General features: G+C 40.6%; 10 protein-coding genes. 2 read left to right on the forward strand and 8 right to left on the reverse strand.

All coding sequences use genetic code 11. From position 1 onward, the window contains the following. Positions 1-111: 111 nt before the first annotated feature. On the forward strand, positions 112-1,242 hold the full coding sequence (locus ACT4_RS04490) for a hypothetical protein (RefSeq protein ID WP_007480154.1): 1,131 nt from the start codon (positions 112-114) through the stop codon (positions 1,240-1,242). Positions 1,243-1,324: 82 nt separating this feature from the next. Here ACT4_RS04490 and htpG read toward each other — a convergent pair whose 3' ends face one another. From htpG to ACT4_RS04515, 5 genes are all read right to left on the reverse strand, one after another. Further along, positions 1,325-3,244, reverse strand: a complete 1,920-nt coding sequence (gene htpG, locus ACT4_RS04495; RefSeq protein ID WP_007480155.1) for a molecular chaperone HtpG — start codon at positions 3,242-3,244, stop codon at positions 1,325-1,327. Between the two features lie 112 nt (positions 3,245-3,356). Then, positions 3,357-3,710 carry a lysozyme inhibitor LprI family protein gene (locus tag ACT4_RS04500; protein ID WP_007480156.1) on the reverse strand — a complete coding sequence of 118 codons (354 nt, stop codon included), beginning with the start codon at positions 3,708-3,710 and terminating at the stop codon, positions 3,357-3,359. A 127-nt stretch (positions 3,711-3,837) separates the two neighbouring features. Next, positions 3,838-4,422: an OmpW family protein gene (locus ACT4_RS04505; RefSeq protein ID WP_004876427.1), complete on the reverse strand. Its 585-nt coding sequence runs from the start codon at positions 4,420-4,422 to the stop codon at positions 3,838-3,840. Between the two features lie 458 nt (positions 4,423-4,880). Further along, complete coding sequence (locus tag ACT4_RS04510) at positions 4,881-6,245, reverse strand: Na+/H+ antiporter family protein (protein ID WP_007480157.1); 1,365 nt, start codon at positions 6,243-6,245, stop codon at positions 4,881-4,883. A 76-nt stretch (positions 6,246-6,321) separates the two neighbouring features. Further along, positions 6,322-7,194, reverse strand: coding sequence for an alpha/beta fold hydrolase (locus ACT4_RS04515; RefSeq protein ID WP_007480158.1), 873 nt, complete (start codon positions 7,192-7,194; stop codon positions 6,322-6,324). 92 nt (positions 7,195-7,286) lie between these two features. Between ACT4_RS04515 and ACT4_RS04520 the strand changes: the two genes are divergently transcribed. Then, positions 7,287-7,793, forward strand: coding sequence for a DUF4442 domain-containing protein (locus tag ACT4_RS04520; RefSeq protein ID WP_007480159.1), 507 nt, complete (start codon positions 7,287-7,289; stop codon positions 7,791-7,793). Between the two features lie 45 nt (positions 7,794-7,838). Here the strand turns inward: ACT4_RS04520 and ACT4_RS04525 are convergent, their stop codons facing one another. From ACT4_RS04525 to rpoB, 3 genes are all read right to left on the reverse strand, one after another. Next, positions 7,839-8,195, reverse strand: coding sequence for a hypothetical protein (locus ACT4_RS04525; RefSeq protein WP_007480161.1), 357 nt, complete (start codon positions 8,193-8,195; stop codon positions 7,839-7,841). A gap of 173 nt (positions 8,196-8,368) precedes the next feature. Further along, positions 8,369-12,562: a DNA-directed RNA polymerase subunit beta' gene (gene rpoC / locus ACT4_RS04530; protein ID WP_007480162.1), complete on the reverse strand. Its 4,194-nt coding sequence runs from the start codon at positions 12,560-12,562 to the stop codon at positions 8,369-8,371. Between the two features lie 142 nt (positions 12,563-12,704). Further along, entirely contained in the window at positions 12,705-16,793 is a 4,089-nt protein-coding gene (rpoB, locus tag ACT4_RS04535) for a DNA-directed RNA polymerase subunit beta (protein ID WP_007480163.1), read from the reverse strand. Positions 16,794-17,001 lie beyond the last annotated feature (208 nt).

Here is a 17,001-nt window from a genome sequence, read left to right on the forward strand (position 1 = left end):
CATTTTTCTTGTAAACCCAAATGAATGAATTGCTGCTTTTTGTGTCTTGGTATTGATTTTATTGATGAAATAATCAAAATTGATACTAAGAACAATATAAAAGTTTTCATTATGAATATTTTCCAAAAAACGGTATCTGCTCATCTTTTTTACAGCATTTTGGCACTTTCGCTTGGGTCAATTAATGTGACTTACGCTGCTGATGAAACCACTCCTGATTCGCAAAATGATACTCAAGAGACGCAGAATAAAAGCTCTGAAAGCGTTCTGAACTATATTCCCAAATGGGTTGATGCAACCCCAACGATACTCCCTGAACAATCTAATCAACCTAATGTCCCACCAATGTCTGAGACTGAGGAGAAAACTTGGGTAGATCGAAAACAGCGAGATATTCGCAATTGGGCAGATCGCACTTCTGTGAAAATTGATGATTGGTTTGGCGATGTTGATCCTGATAAACCTGCTTCTGCAACGATTCGTTTTATGTTGGATAACTATTGGAACGAATATGATGGCTATGAAGTCAAACCTCGTATTCGAGGAAAAATTAAGCTTCCCACATTAGAGAAAAGATTTAGCTTGGTCTTCGGTGATGATTCACTAGATGATGAATTTGATAATAATATTGCCAATACCAACAACCAACCAAATCAGGACCCAGACAAAAAATTTGATTCAAAACAAACACGTGATAACAATGGATCAATTGCCTTACGTTGGTCGAACTTTTCGAAAAAACTTCCGTTTGAAACAGATGCAGATATCGGTATACGTTCAGGGGATGACATTTACTTACGCTTACGCGCGAAAAAAAATTGGGATTTAGAAAATGATTTCCGTTTTAATGCTGAGCAAATCTATCGCTATGGCAGCCAAAGCGAAAACTATCTTAGAACCAATTTAGAACTCATCCATGCTCGTCCGAATGAACCCTTTTTATCAGATCAACTCAGCCTCACCTATGCAGATGATCAAGATGATGACTTACGATGGGATAACCGAATATTTCGTCAGCACCAATTCTTTGCCAACAACAAATTTAACTATGGTATCTATACAGGTGGTTATTACAACAATAATGACCTGCGCTTAAACAGTTGGGGGCCTTTTGTTTCTTGGAGACAACCGCTTTGGCGTGAATGGTTTTTTGTTCAAGGCGATTTAAATTATTTCAATGATCACCGAGAAGATCGGAATCATTATGTGAGTACATTTGTCCGCTTGGAAACATTGTTCTGATGAAATAAGCAACAAAACTGTGGATAACTTTAAATTTATCCATAAGAAAAACCTCTGACGGATCAGAGGTTTTTTTAATCATTTATTTCATCAATAAACTATTAATGCGCTTCACATAAGCTGCAGGATCTTCAGGCAAACCACCTTCTGCAATTACAGCTTGATCAAAAATCACATTTGCAAGATCATCAAACTGTGTAGAGCTTTCCAATTTTTTCACCAGTGGATGCTCTGGGTTGATTTCCAAAGTCGGTTTAATTTCTGGTACAGCCTGACCAGCTTGCTTAAGCATACGGATTAGTTGTGGCGATAACTCACCTTCACTCGTAACCAAACACGCTGGTGAATCAACTAATCGCGTGGTTACACGTACTTCTTTGGTTTTATCTTTCAATGAAGTCGTTAAACGATCAACAACAGGTTTGAATTGCTCAGCAGCTTCTTCAAGTGCTTTTTTCTCATCAGCATCTTGTAAGTCTCCCAAATCAACCGCACCTTTTGACACGTTTTGTAATGGCGTACCGTCAAATTCATTGACAAAATTCATTGCCCATTCATCAACTCGGTCTGCCATTAAAAGCACTTCAATACCTTTTTTCTTGAATAGTTCAAGTTGTGGTGAGTTCTTCGCAGCAGTTAGACTATCAGCAGTCACATAATAGATTGCTTTTTGCCCTTCTTTCATGCGCGCTTTATATTCAGCAAAAGATGTGCTGATCTCATCATTGGTAGATGTTGCATAACGTAATAATTTTAAAATACGTTCACGATTACCAAAGTCTTCACCTAGGCCTTCTTTTAAGACTGAGCCAAATTCACTATAGAACGTTTTGAATTTCTCTTGGTCTTTTTCATCTTCCGATTTAGCTAAACCATCAATCAAGGTCAAAACACGGCGTGCATTTCCTTCACGAATCGTTTTAACATCACGGCTCTCTTGGAGCAATTCACGGCTCACGTTCAGCGGTAAGTCAGCGCTATCCACGACACCCTGTACAAAGCGTAAATAGTTTGGAATGAGGTTATCTGCTTCGTCCATGATGAAGACACGCTTCACATAGAGCTTAATGCCTGCTTTCGCCTCACGAGTAAACAAATCTTGTTTCGCTTGGCTTGGAATATAAAGCAATTGAGTATATTCAGTACTACCTTCAACACGATTATGCGCCCACGCCAAAGGCTCAGCAAAATCATGGCTTAAATTCTTGTAGAACTCGATATATTGCTCATCAGTGATTTCATTTTTACTGCGTGTCCACAACGCACTCGCAGAGTTAATCGCTTCCCATTCGTCAGTCTTGACCATTTGACCGCCTTTAGGTTCTTCACCCTCAGCAACCTCTTCCTCTTGCCAAACTTCTTTTTGCATTTCAATTGGCAAGCTAATATGGTCAGAATATTTATTAATGATCTGCTTCACTTTCCACGATTCTAGATACTCAAGCGCATCATCGCGTAAATGGAGGATGATATCTGTTCCACGTGTGGTTTTATCAATCGTTTGGACTTCAAACTCACCTGTCCCACCGCTAATCCAACGTACACCTTCAGCCGCATCTGCACCCGCACGACGAGATTCAACAGTGATTTTGTCAGCAACAATAAAACCAGAATAAAAACCTACACCAAACTGACCAATCAATTGCGCATCTGCTTTTTGATCACCTGTTAATTTCGACATAAAGTCTTTGGTGCCTGATTTCGCAATTGTCCCAAGGTTATCAATCGCTTCTTGCTGGCTTAAACCAATCCCATTATCTGAAATGGTCAGTGTTTTATTGTCTTTATCTAGCGTTACCCGTACATGTAAATCAGGATCATTTTCATAATATTCAGGATGATTAATTCCTTCAAAACGTAATTTGTCACATGCATCAGAGGCATTTGAGATTAATTCACGTAAGAAAATTTCAGGGTTTGAATAGAGAGAATGCGTCACTAAATGCAATAACTGAGCAACTTCAGCTTGGAAACTATAATTTTGTGATGCTTGTTCACTCATAAATCACTCCTTATTTTGAGACTTATCAAATTAGAATGATTTATGAATGGTGTATCTCTACGATTTTTCAATCCTTGTTTGCTTATTTTTTAACATTTAACAATCGAATCAATCAAAAAGGACCATGACTTAGTACGCGTTCCTGTAACAACTGATCTAATTGTTGCTGACGCTGTTGATAAGCTCTTTGAATACATTGAGTATTCGAACCACAAGCATTTCTTTGCTTTAACCATTTAAATTGCTGATCTTTTTCTGCATCACGTCCGCCCATTGGTAAAGCATGTAAAACAATCTGATAGGTCGTCGCAAGTCGAACATCTGCATCATTTAAAACGAGCGTATAGCAGATTTTCTGTTCGGCTTTTAATTTTGCAGCCTTACACGAAAAGCTGGCAGCATGCGTATTTGACATCAATAAACTAGAAACCAAGAGTGTGGCTGAATAAATGACTTTTTGTAGCATCACTTTTCCCTGAATGACTTTTCATTCTTTTCAGCATACAAAACGCAATGACGATTCCTTGTTTCTTTTTATATTTAAATTGAAAAAACCTCACGTTTCGTGAGGTTTTTTTAAGGTTGGGTTGAGCTTAGAATTTGTAGCTATAACCTAGTGTGTAAACGACTGGATTAAGATCTAAATCAAATTTAGTCCCATCTACAAGCTTCACTTCAGGACTGATATCCGCATAACGAACATCCATATATACGCCCCAATTTTTCGCATCTGCTGGCTGGAAGTTGAAACCAAGCTGACCAGCAAAACCGTAGGTATTTTTCACATCATCGGCTACGCCTTTCTCATGCCATGCAATAAAAGCCGTACCACCTACACCAATATAAGGTGTAAAACGAGTTGAGTTTTTGAAGTTATATTTTGCTGTAATTGTTGGTGGTAACTGACGAACACTAGCAACTTTATCACCATTTAAAAGTACATCATGGTTGATTGGATTAGCTAATAATAGCTCAGCAGAAAAAGGAGTATCTCCGAAGAAATATTCAACAGATGGCGTAAATGCAAACTCGTGATCCCCTTTCACAGTTGCACCAGGAGCAAGTGTAGTATCCGCTGTTGGATCAATTAAACTTGCACCGACCTTAACTTGAAAACCACCTGCAAAAGCAGTTGAAGATAATCCCAGCAAAGCAATAACGAGCGCTTTCTTTAACATTTAAACAACCTCATTAACAAATTATTGATCTTGTGCATAATAATAGACATGTATTTTTACATTATGCAATACACATAAATTCCGACCATTTTATTTATTTTTATAAAATATTGAATAATATAAATTTATATTTGTAAAATTATGTAATAATTAATAATTCCGACAAGTTAAGTAAAGTTAAATTACTATAAAACCTAGCTTTTTTGTATACTTTAAATATCCAACTAAAATAGTAAAGTTATTTTAAATAATACATTTTAAAATTACTTAAAAATATAATTTAATCTTAAAATAATAAAATGACAGCATTATACAAATAACCCAATAAACAGACAAAAAATGTCACAACCTATATTTTTATTTTGATATACAGATTATTAAAAAATATTTTTCTGTGATGTATTTCTCAATCAATAAAAAAGGCCCTATAAATAGAGCCTAAATACAGTTTTAATTTTTTATAAAACCATTGCAGCAATCCAACCAAAAATGATCAGGGGTATGTTGAAATGCAAAAAGGTAGGTACAACGCTATCCCTCATATGATCATGCTGACCATCCATATTCAAACCCGATGTTGGCCCAAGAGTTGAATCTGAAGCTGGAGAGCCTGCATCACCCAATGCAGCAGCAGTTCCGATGATTGCAATCGTTGCCATTGGACTAAAACCAAACTGCAAACATAATGGCACATACATGATGGCTAAGATCGGTACAGTAGAAAATGAAGAGCCAATACCGAGTGTGATCAACAGACCGACCAAAAGCATGACAAAAGCAGCTAAGGCTTTACTATCCCCAATCCAGCCAGCTGTAGCTTTCACAAGCTCAGGAACCTGATTGGTTGCTTCAATAACTGTGGCAAAACCTTGGGCAGCAATCATAGTAAAACCAACCAGTGCCATCATGCGCATACCTGTCACGATCACATCATCAGCTTCTTTCCATTTAAAGATTCCAGCACAACTCAAGATCGCTACACCAACTAAGCCCGCGACAATCATTGAATCTGAATAAAGCTGTACAACAATCGTAGCGAGAATCGCAAATGCAGCCATGAATAACGTGAACTTTGCAATCTGTGGTGCTTGTTGTTCTTGTGTCATTTCACCCACGATGCTACGAGCAACGTTATGCAATGCTTTGTCTTGGTAATCTCGCGGCTTACGATAACTAATAAAAACCGCTGTTAACATCCCCAAGAACATTCCAGAGACAGGAATCAACATTGCTCGAGGAATTTGATCGTTGCTGATATGGAAACCGTAGCTTTGACCAAAATGGTTAATATTGTGCGCTAAAATATCATTTAAGAAGATCGCACCAAATCCCATAGGCAAGAACATATACGTTGCAACTAAGCCAAAAGTTAGCACACACGCAATCGCTCTACGGTCTAAACGTAGATGGTTGAAAACAATCAATAACGGTGGAATCAAAACTGGAATAAATGCAATGTGTACTGGAATGACATTTTGCGATGCCACCGCAGCCGCGCCAACTGTAAGAAAAATGAGAAATTTCACCTTCTTCTGAGCACGAATATCTGCATCATTTTTAAGACTTTTAACTAATTTATAAGCAAGTAAATCAGGTAAACCAGAACGAGCAAGTGCCAAAGCAAAAGCACCAAGCACGCCATAAGCAAGTGCAATTTGCGCACCGCCGCCCAGACCATTATTAAATGCGTCTAACGTACCTTGTACCCCTAGGCCTGCTAACAAACCTCCCGTTAAAGCTCCAATTACAAGTGCAAAAACAACTGGAACTCGCCCCAATGAAAGGCCGAACATGACAGCAACCGCTGCAATAATCGCGAACATAACTTTGAACTAAATGAAACGAGGGCGTCATTCTAACAGAGTTTAAATTCTGCGATTGCTGTCAGTTGATTTTTATTTATGCATTTTTCACGATAAATTGGCGAATATAATCGGCAATTTTTTCAGGCTGACTGAGTACTGCCCAGTGATTTGCATCTAGCTCAACATATTCAAATTTTTCAACCCATTTTGGCATTGATTCAGTGATGTATTCTGGGCTTACAAAGGCATCACGACGTAATACAATCGCCTGAACCGGACACTGCGCATAACGTTGACGTGGTTGAGTCAGCGATGGAATAAAGTTCGCTCGATATAAGTTAATTCCATATTTACCATCGGCAACAATATTTGCATTTAAAGGTAAGTTTTGTTTCTTCTCTAAACCACTTAAAATCTTGCCCCATTTTTCTGGACTAAAAAATGTCCATACAGTTGGAGCAACCAAAGGTAAATGGAAAGCACCGATATACCATGATTTGGTCAGCATTTTCAGCACATTGCTTGGAGCTGATTTAAATTTCTCACGCAAATACAATGATGCATGATCTAAGCACGGTCCTGAAATCGTTGTATAAGACAATAGACGACCTTTTAACTTAGGCTCAGTTGCAGATTCCCATGACTGCAAAGAACCCCAATCATGGGCTGCCATATGGAAATTACGATTCGGAAGCACTTGATCAACCACTTCCTGTAAGTCTAAAGATAAGCGTGGCAAACGATAGTCTTTAATACGCTTAGGAATTGAAGATAAGCCTGCACCACGCACGTCATAAGTCACCACGTAATAATCATTGACTAATTTTTCAATGATTGGTTCCCAAACTTCCTGATTATCTGGATAGCCATGCACTAAAACTAAAGGCGTTTTTTTCTCATCTCCCCATGTTTTCACACACAGTGTTTGCTGATCTGACGTTGTGACTGTTTTGACTAGTGCTTGCATAATTTTTTCCCATTTTGTTTTCTATCGGCTGTTCATGAAACAACCATTGCCAGCGGTGCAATAAAAGTGATACTTATGGAGTATGAATAGAGTTGCAAGAAAAAAAATTGACCATGAAAGACTTTTTCAGAAAAATTCGAACCATTCCGATTGTTTCAAAATTTATCCTCAATCACTACTCGCCCTATCGTGGAGCAGGTATTTCGATTGAAACAATTGATTTGGATCATTACCACATTCGCGTCCAAATGCCACTCACAAGAAAGAATCGTAATATTGTTGGAACTCATTTTGGAGGAAGCCTTTACTCCATGGTTGATCCCTTTTATATGCTGATTTTAATGCATCATTTGGGTCATAAATATATTGTCTGGGACAAGAGTGCCTCGATTAACTTCCTTTCTCCAGGCCGAAATACAGTCTATGCAGATATTCAACTGAGTGCTGCTGAGATTAATGAAATTAAGCAACTCGCAGAGAATCATGAACCTGTATTTCGCACTTATACCTTGAATATTGTGGATGAGTCTGGAACTCGGATTGCTGAGGTTGAAAAAATACTATATATCCGCCGTAAAAAACCTAGAGCCAGCTCATAATAAAATACCCACATTATGAATGGGGTATTTTATAAAGTGAAAAGATTATTTCTTCTCTTGGATTGCTGCACCAGCACCACCACCAATCGCACCACCGATCGCAGCCCCAGAATCACCACCTAAAAGCGCCTTACCGACAACGGAACCGATACCTGCACCAATTGCGCTGCTTGTCGTAGTATTACGGCTACCACCTTGTGTGTTTGAACCAACTCCCGCACCTGCTGCTGCACCCACACCCGCACCAATACCACCACCGACATGGTTACCTACACCACCGCCTACAGCACCACCTAAAGCCGCTGCACCAATTCGTTGATCAGAAGCACTCATATTTTGGCAACCTGTAAACATCACCACCGATAACATCAAAGTTGAAACTAAACCAATTGTTTTTTTCATGACTCTATACACTCCTATATGTTCTATTAAAAATCATAATCTTCTTTTATGTGGAGTTTGATCACATTCTGTTATTACATTTACTGAATCGTTTAGTGTTTTGTAAAAGACGTATTCATTTTAAGCTTTCAATAAAAAAGGCACCCAAAGGTGCCTTTTTGATCAGCGAGAACTTAGAACTGGTCTGAGTTCAATGCTTGACTAAATGCTTGGTCTACTTCACTAAAGTCATTGTGAAGTTCAAATTCAGCAGCTTCTGCTTCTTGGCGACGACGCTCTAAGTGATACGCAAGACCTGTACCCGCTGGGATCAAGCGACCCACAACAACGTTTTCTTTCAAGCCACGTAAATCATCTTCTTTACCTGTTACAGCCGCTTCAGTTAACACACGAGTTGTTTCTTGGAACGATGCAGCAGAAATGAACGAGTCAGTAGAAAGCGATGCTTTCGTGATACCCATCAATTGACGTTCAAACTTCGCAGGGAACTTGTTCTGAGCCAAGACAGCTTGGTTCTCTTGAACAACACGGATGTAATCCACTTGCTCACCTTTGATGAAGCTTGTATCACCGCCATCAGTGATATCAACTTTACGCAACATTTGACGTACAACAACTTCAATGTGCTTATCGTTGATTTTTACACCTTGGAGACGGTAAACGTCTTGAACTTCGTTCACGATGTAGTTAGTTAATGCTACTTCGCCTTTCAAACGTAAGATGTCATGTGGGTTTTGTGGACCATCAGAGATTGTCTCACCACGGTTTACATGCTCACCTTCGAACACGTTGATTTGACGCCATTTTGGAATCAATTCTTCGTAGATCTCAGAACCATCATCTGGCGTAATCACTAAACGGTTCTTACCTTTGGTCTCTTTACCGAAGCTTACAACACCTGATACTTCTGCAAGGATCGCATGCTCTTTCGGCTTACGTGCTTCGAACAAGTCAGCTACACGCGGAAGACCACCGGTAATATCACGAGTACGTGAAGTTTCTTGTGGTACACGACCAATGACGTCACCCACACCAATCGTTTCGCCATCACGAACGGTTACGATTGTATTTTGTGGTAAGAAATAGAACTGTTCGCCACCATCCGTTGTATCCAATACGATCGCTGGACGTAAATCTTTACCAGAAGCAGGACGAGCTGTTACAGGCAAGATTTCAACAGTAGTCATACCCGTTGCATCATCTGTCTTAGATGTTGCAGTTACACCATCAGCAATCTGACTGAAACGTGCTTTACCAGCAACTTCGGTAACAAGTGGATGTGTATGTGGATCCCAAGTCGCTACAATACCGCCAGCTTCTACAGCTTCACCATCTTTCAACAAGATGCTTGCACCGTAAGGAAGCTTATAACGCTCGCGCTCACGACCTAAATCATCCGCAATACCAATTTCACCTGAACGTGAAACAGATACTTGGTGACCTTTGGCATGTTGTACAGTTTTCACGTTGTGGAAACGTACAGTACCTTTATTACGTACTTGAACACTGTTTGCAGCAGAAGTTCGGCTCGCAGCACCACCAACGTGGAAGGTACGCATCGTTAACTGTGTACCTGGTTCACCAATTGATTGTGCAGCCATTACACCTACTGATTCACCTGGATTCACCAAATGACCACGTGCAAGGTCACGACCATAACAACGCGCACATACACCGAATGTAGATTCACATGCGATTACAGAACGGACTTTAACTTCATCGACACCTGCTTCTTCAAGCTGAGCAGCGATTTTCTCGTCAATGAGCGTACCACGTGGAAGAACCACTTCATCATCAGATGCACGACGTACATCTTCAGCTGTTACACGACCTAATACACGGTCACGTAATGGTTCAATAACGTCACCACCTTGAATGAATGGTGTCATTACTAGACCACCAGCTGTACCACAGTCAGATTCAGTAATTACCAAATCTTGTGCTACATCTACAAGACGACGTGTCAAGTAACCAGAGTTCGCAGTTTTCAATGCAGTATCGGCCAAACCTTTACGTGCACCGTGTGTCGAGATGAAGTACTGAAGTACTGTCAAACCTTCACGGAAGTTTGCTTTAATTGGTGTCTCAATGATCGAGCCATCCGGCTTCGCCATCAAGCCACGCATACCAGCAAGCTGACGAATCTGCGCCGCACTACCACGGGCACCCGAGTCAGACATCATATAAATCGAGTTGAATGATTTTTGCTTCTCGTCTTCACCTTGTTTGTTTTTCACAAGTGTATAAGACAAGTTATCCATCATCGCTTTCGCTACTTGGTCGTTTGTACGTGCCCAAATATCGACAACTTTGTTATAACGCTCGCCCGCAGTTACGAAACCTTGTTCAAACTGTTGTTCGATTTCACGAACTTCTGTTTCAGCTTTATCGATAATTGCATGTTTAGTTGGCGGAATAAGCATGTCTTCCATACCAACAGAAACACCTGAGCGAGTCGCTTGACGGAAGCCCAAATACATCAATTGGTCAGCGAAGATAACAGTATCTTTCAAACCAAGTTTACGGTAGCAAGAGTTAATTAACTTAGAGATGTTTTTCTTGGTCATCTCAAGGTTGATCGATTCAAAGCTTAGACCTTGTGGAACAACTTCCCATAACAAGCAACGGCCAGGTGTTGTATCAACAATAATGGTTTGCTTTTCACGGTTACCGTTTTCGTCAATCACAGTTTGGTGTACACGTACTTTTACGCGTGCATGGATTGCAACTTTACCAGTCGCTAACGCACGGTTAACTTCGTGAGTATCCGCAAATACCATGCCTTCACCTTTGGCATTTACCGCATCACGCGTGATGTAGTAAAGGCCCAAGACAACGTCTTGAGAAGGAACGATAATTGGCTCACCGTTTGCAGGCGACAAGATGTTATTCGTTGACATCATCAACGCACGAGCTTCTAACTGTGCTTCCAATGTCAATGGAACGTGTACCGCCATTTGGTCACCATCGAAGTCGGCGTTGAACGCAGCACATACGAGTGGGTGAAGACGGATTGCCTTACCTTCGATCAAGATAGGTTCAAATGCTTGAAGACCTAGACGGTGAAGTGTTGGTGCACGGTTCAACATGACTGGATGTTGACGAATAACGTGTGCTAAAACGTCCCAAACTTCAGGTGTTTCACGCTCAACCATTTTCTTCGCAGCTTTAATGGTTGTTGCTTGGCCAGAAGCTTGTAGTTTTGCGAAAATGAATGGCTTGAATAATTCAAGTGCCATTTTCTTCGGAAGACCACACTGGTGAAGGCGTAAAGTAGGACCAACGGTAATTACCGAACGACCTGAATAGTCAACACGCTTACCGAGCAAGTTTTGACGGAAACGACCTTGTTTACCTTTGATCATATCTGCCAAAGATTTCAATGGACGTTTGTTCGAACCTGTAATCGCACGACCACGACGACCGTTATCAAGTAATGCATCAACAGACTCTTGTAACATACGTTTTTCGTTACGTACGATGATGTCTGGTGCAGCAAGGTCAAGAAGACGCTTTAAACGGTTGTTACGGTTGATCACACGACGATATAAATCGTTCAAGTCTGAAGTCGCGAAACGACCACCTTCAAGTGGTACAAGCGGACGTAAGTCTGGTGGAAGTACTGGAAGTACATTCATTACCATCCATTCAGGCTTGTTGTTTGAATCTTTGAAAGCTTCCATCAATTTCAAACGCTTAGAAGCTTTCTTAAGCTTCGTTTCAGACGTTGTTTGTGGAATTTCTTCACGTAAACGTGAAATTTCTGCTTCAAGATCAATATCTTTTAACAAATCCTGAACTGCTTCTGCACCCATTTTCGCAGTGAATTCATCACCGTGTTCTTCAAGTGCATTGTAGTATTCTTCGTCTGTTAAAAGTTGATACTTTTCAAACGGAGTCATACCAGGATCTGTTACAACATAAGATTCGAAATACAATACGCGCTCGATATCACGTAAAGTCATATCAAGAAGTAAACCGATACGGCTCGGTAATGATTTCAAGAACCAGATGTGTGCAACTGGAGAAGCAAGCTCGATGTGACCCATACGTTCACGACGAACTTTTGCAGTTGTTACTTCAACGCCACATTTTTCACAAATGACGCCTTTATATTTCATACGCTTGTATTTACCACACAAGCATTCGTAATCTTTTACTGGACCAAAAATTTTGGCACAGAACAAACCGTCACGTTCAGGTTTAAAAGTACGGTAGTTAATGGTTTCAGGTTTTTTAACTTCACCGTGAGACCATGACTTAATCATCTCTGGTGACGCAAGACCAATACGGATACGGTCAAATTCAACAGGTGCATGACCTTCTGAATCCGTTTTCTTACGCATGATATCGAGCAAGTCTTTCAATTTTTTTCTCCGTGTGTCGGGAAGCTACGCTCACCCGACTGGGTCACAAATATTGTTTTTACTGAAATTTGGAAATCTCGAATCCCCCTTCATAAAGGGGGACTTTACCCCTCTTTCTCAAACAGGGGTTAGCGGAGATTTTTTAGTCACCATTTTTCAGTTCAATGTTGATACCTAAAGAACGGATCTCTTTGGTCAATACGTTGAACGATTCAGGCATACCCGGATCCATATAATGGTTACCATCTACAATGTTCTTATAGATGCGTGTACGACCTTCGACGTCATCCGACTTAACAGTAAGCATTTCTTGGAGTGTATATGCTGCACCGTATGCTTCAAGTGCCCATACTTCCATCTCACCGAAACGCTGACCACCGAATTGTGCTTTACCACCAAGCGGCTGCTGTGTAACAAGCGAGTAAGAACCTGTTGAACGCGCATGCATTTTGTCATCAACCAAGTGGTTCAATTTGAGCATGTACATGTAACCTACAGTTACAGGACGATCAAACTGCTCACCTGTGCGTCCATCAAACAATACCGTTTGACCAGTACGCGAAATGTCTGCCAATTCAAGTAAGTCTTTAATTTGACTTTCTTCAGCACCATCGAATACAGGTGTTGCCAATGGAACACCAGCACGCAAGTTACCTGAAAGTGCTAAAATTTCTGCGTCAGTTAAGCTATTCAGCTCTTCTTGTTCGCCACCAACCTTGTTATAAATCTTGTCTAAGAAATCACGTAGTTCTAACACTGTACGCTGTTCTTTCAACATTTTCTCGATTTTATCGCCAAGGCCTTTCGCCGCCATACCTAAGTGAGTTTCAAGAATCTGACCCACGTTCATACGTGACGGTACACCCAATGGGTTTAACACGATATCAACGGGTACACCATTTGCATCATGCGGCATGTCTTCAACTGGCAAGATGTTTGATACAACACCTTTGTTACCGTGACGACCCGCCATCTTATCACCAGGCTGGATACGACGTTTAACAGCAAGGTAAACCTTAACAACTTTCAATACGCCAGTTGTTAATTCATCACCTGTAGAAAGTTTACGTTTCTTCTCAGCAAACTTCTCATCAATCTCGTAGCTCTTCTCTTTCAAGAACACTTGAATTTGAGTTAAACGCTCAGCAATTGCTTCATCATTTGGCTGGATTTCAAGTAAATCAACAAGCTCTAAACCAGACAATACATCTTCAGAAAGTTTATCGCCACGTTTAGTCGAACCGCCACCGTTAGATTCTTGACCTTTCAACAAACGAACAATACGTTCACGTGCTGCTTCTTCGAAGATTTTGTATTCTTCTTTCAAGTCTTTACGGTATGCATCAAGCTGAGCTTTTTCAATTGCCTGTGCACGTTCATCTTTTTCCAAACCATCACGAGTGAAGACTTGAACGTCGATAACCGTACCTTTAGTACCAGACGGAACACGTAAAGAAGAGTCTTTTACGTCAGCCGCTTTTTCACCAAAGATTGCACGAAGTAATTTTTCTTCAGGTGTTAATTGAGTTTCGCCTTTAGGCGTTACCTTACCAACAAGGATATCACCCGCAGTCACTTCAGCACCGATATACACGATACCTGACTCATCCAATTTAGACAGTGCAGCTTCACCTACGTTAGGAATATCGGCAGTAATTTCCTCTGCACCTAACTTAGTATCACGTGCCACACATGACAATTCTTGAATGTGAATCGACGTTAAACGGTCTTCTTGAAGTACACGCTCAGATAATAAGATCGAGTCTTCGTAGTTATAACCATTCCATGTCATGAACGCGACACGCATGTTTTGACCAAGCGCAAGTTCACCCATGTCAGTCGATGGACCGTCAGCCAAGATGTCACCACGAGCAACTTTGTCGCCTAATTTCACGATAACATTTTGGTTAATACATGTATTTTGGTTTGAACGTGTATATTTGATGAGGTTATAGATATCTACACCCGCCTCACCTGCGATCATTTCATCTTCGTTTACACGAATAACGATACGAGATGCATCAACATATTCAATTGCACCACCACGATCGGCGATCACACACACACCAGAATCACGTGCTACGTTTGCTTCCATACCCGTACCAACAAGCGGCTTGTCAGCACGTAAAGTTGGAACAGCCTGACGTTGCATGTTTGAACCCATTAATGCACGGTTCGCATCATCGTGTTCAAGGAATGGAATCAATGATGCTGCAACAGAAACAACCTGCTGTGCAGAAACGTCCATATGAGTTACGCGCTCAGGCGACATACGTACGAATTCACCTTGATGACGTACAGAAACCATTTCTTCAGTCAAGTTGCCATCTTTATCAACAGCAGAATCGGCCTGTGCAATGACAGTACCCACTTCTTCAATTGCAGATAAATATTCAACATCGTCAGTTACGCGACCATCTACAACTTTACGATACGGTGTTTCCAAGAAGCCAAAGTCGTTTGCTTTAGCATATACAGAAAGCGAGTTGATCAAACCAATGTTTGGACCTTCAGGCGTTTCAATAGGACAAACACGACCATAGTGAGTTTGATGTACGTCACGTACTTCGAAGCCCGCACGTTCACGAGTCAAACCACCAGGACCAAGCGCAGATACACGACGTTTGTGTGTAATCTCAGACAATGGGTTGTTTTGGTCCATGAACTGAGATAATTGGCTTGAACCAAAGAATTCTTTGATTGCAGCAGCAACTGGTTTTGCGTTGATTAAATCTTGCGGAGACAAGTTATCTGTTTCTGCTTGGCTTAAACGTTCTTTAACAGCACGTTCAACACGAACTAAACCAACACGGAATTGGTTTTCTGTCATTTCACCAACAGAACGCACACGACGGTTACCTAAGTGATCGATATCATCAACTTCACCTTTACCGTTACGAATTTCAACCAATGTACGCAGTACATCAATGATATCTTCGTGCGATAAAATTCCTTCAACTTCACGTGACTTCTGATCAGTACCCACTTCGTAAGGACGACCCAAACGACGGTTAAACTTCATACGACCTACTGGAGAAAGATCATAGCGCTCAGAAGAGAAGAATAAGTTATTGAATAAGTTCTCAGCAGCTTCTTTCGTCGGTGGTTCACCTGGACGCATTACTTTATAGATTTCAACAAGTGCTTCTTCACGACCTGTTGTTGTATCTGCACGTAATGTATCCGCAACGAAAGGACCACGGTCGATGTCATTTGTAAACAGAATGTTAAACTGCTTAACACCACCTTCAGCGATCTTCACCATGATTTCATGGCTAAGCACCGTATTTGCAGGAATCACATCACCGTTTTTCAGTGTGATGTCTTCAGCTGTAATACGCTCATATAAATATTCATCAGGTACAGAAAGCTTCGCTAAGTTTGCAGCTTCCATTTGACGTACGTGACGTGCATTAATACGTTTGCCTTGTTCTACGATTGTTTTACCATCGTTATCCAAGATATCAAATTGCGCCATTTCACCACGTAAACGATCTGGAACGAGGTCAATTTGATAGCTACCCATATCTAGATATACAGGTACTTTTTCGTAAAACAAATTCAAGATTTGTTCATTGGTATAATTCAAGGCACGTAAAATCACAGTCGCCAACAATTTACGACGACGGTCAATACGTACGAATACTAAATCTTTAGCATCAAATTCAAAATCTAACCATGAACCACGGTAAGGAATAATACGTGCTGAATACAACACTTTACCGCTTGAGTGGGTTTTACCTTTGTCATGGTCAAAGAATACGCCTGGTGAACGGTGTAATTGAGATACGATTACACGCTCTGTACCGTTGATAACGAATGTACCGTTATCGGTCATGAGTGGCATTTCACCCATGTAAACTTCTTGTTCACGAACGTCTTTAATTGATTTCGTTTCACGATCTTTGATGATCAAACGAATTTTTACGCGCATTGGTGCTGCATAAGTTGAACCACGCAAAATACATTCACGTACGTCAAACTCAGGCTTACCAAGACTATACTCAACAAATTCTAAAGCAGCATTGCCAGAATAACTTTCAATAGGAAAAACTGAACGAAATGCGGCTTGGAGACCGATATCTTCGCGATTTTTTGGAGTTTTACCGTCTTGCAAGAATGTACGATACGAATCGACTTGAATCGAAAGCAAGTACGGTGCATCCATTACTTGGGGCAATTTACCAAAATTCTTACGGATCCGTTTCTTTTCGGTATATGAGTATGCCATCTGGAGTCCTCGGAAAGTAAACCAAACCCGCCTGCAGAACGGGTTTGGAAGGAATTACGCAGGCCGATATGGCCACCACTGTTTACAAATGCTGCAATTTTTAGTGGTATTAAAACGCTTAACAATATTTTTATAAGCAAAAAAATATTGGTAAGCGTTTGATATTCAGTCGTTTATTCTAATTACGCACGTATTACAAGCAAAACTA

Origin of the sequence: Acinetobacter sp. NBRC 100985, from assembly GCF_000241225.1 — a bacterium.
GTDB lineage: Bacteria > Pseudomonadota > Gammaproteobacteria > Pseudomonadales > Moraxellaceae > Acinetobacter > Acinetobacter venetianus.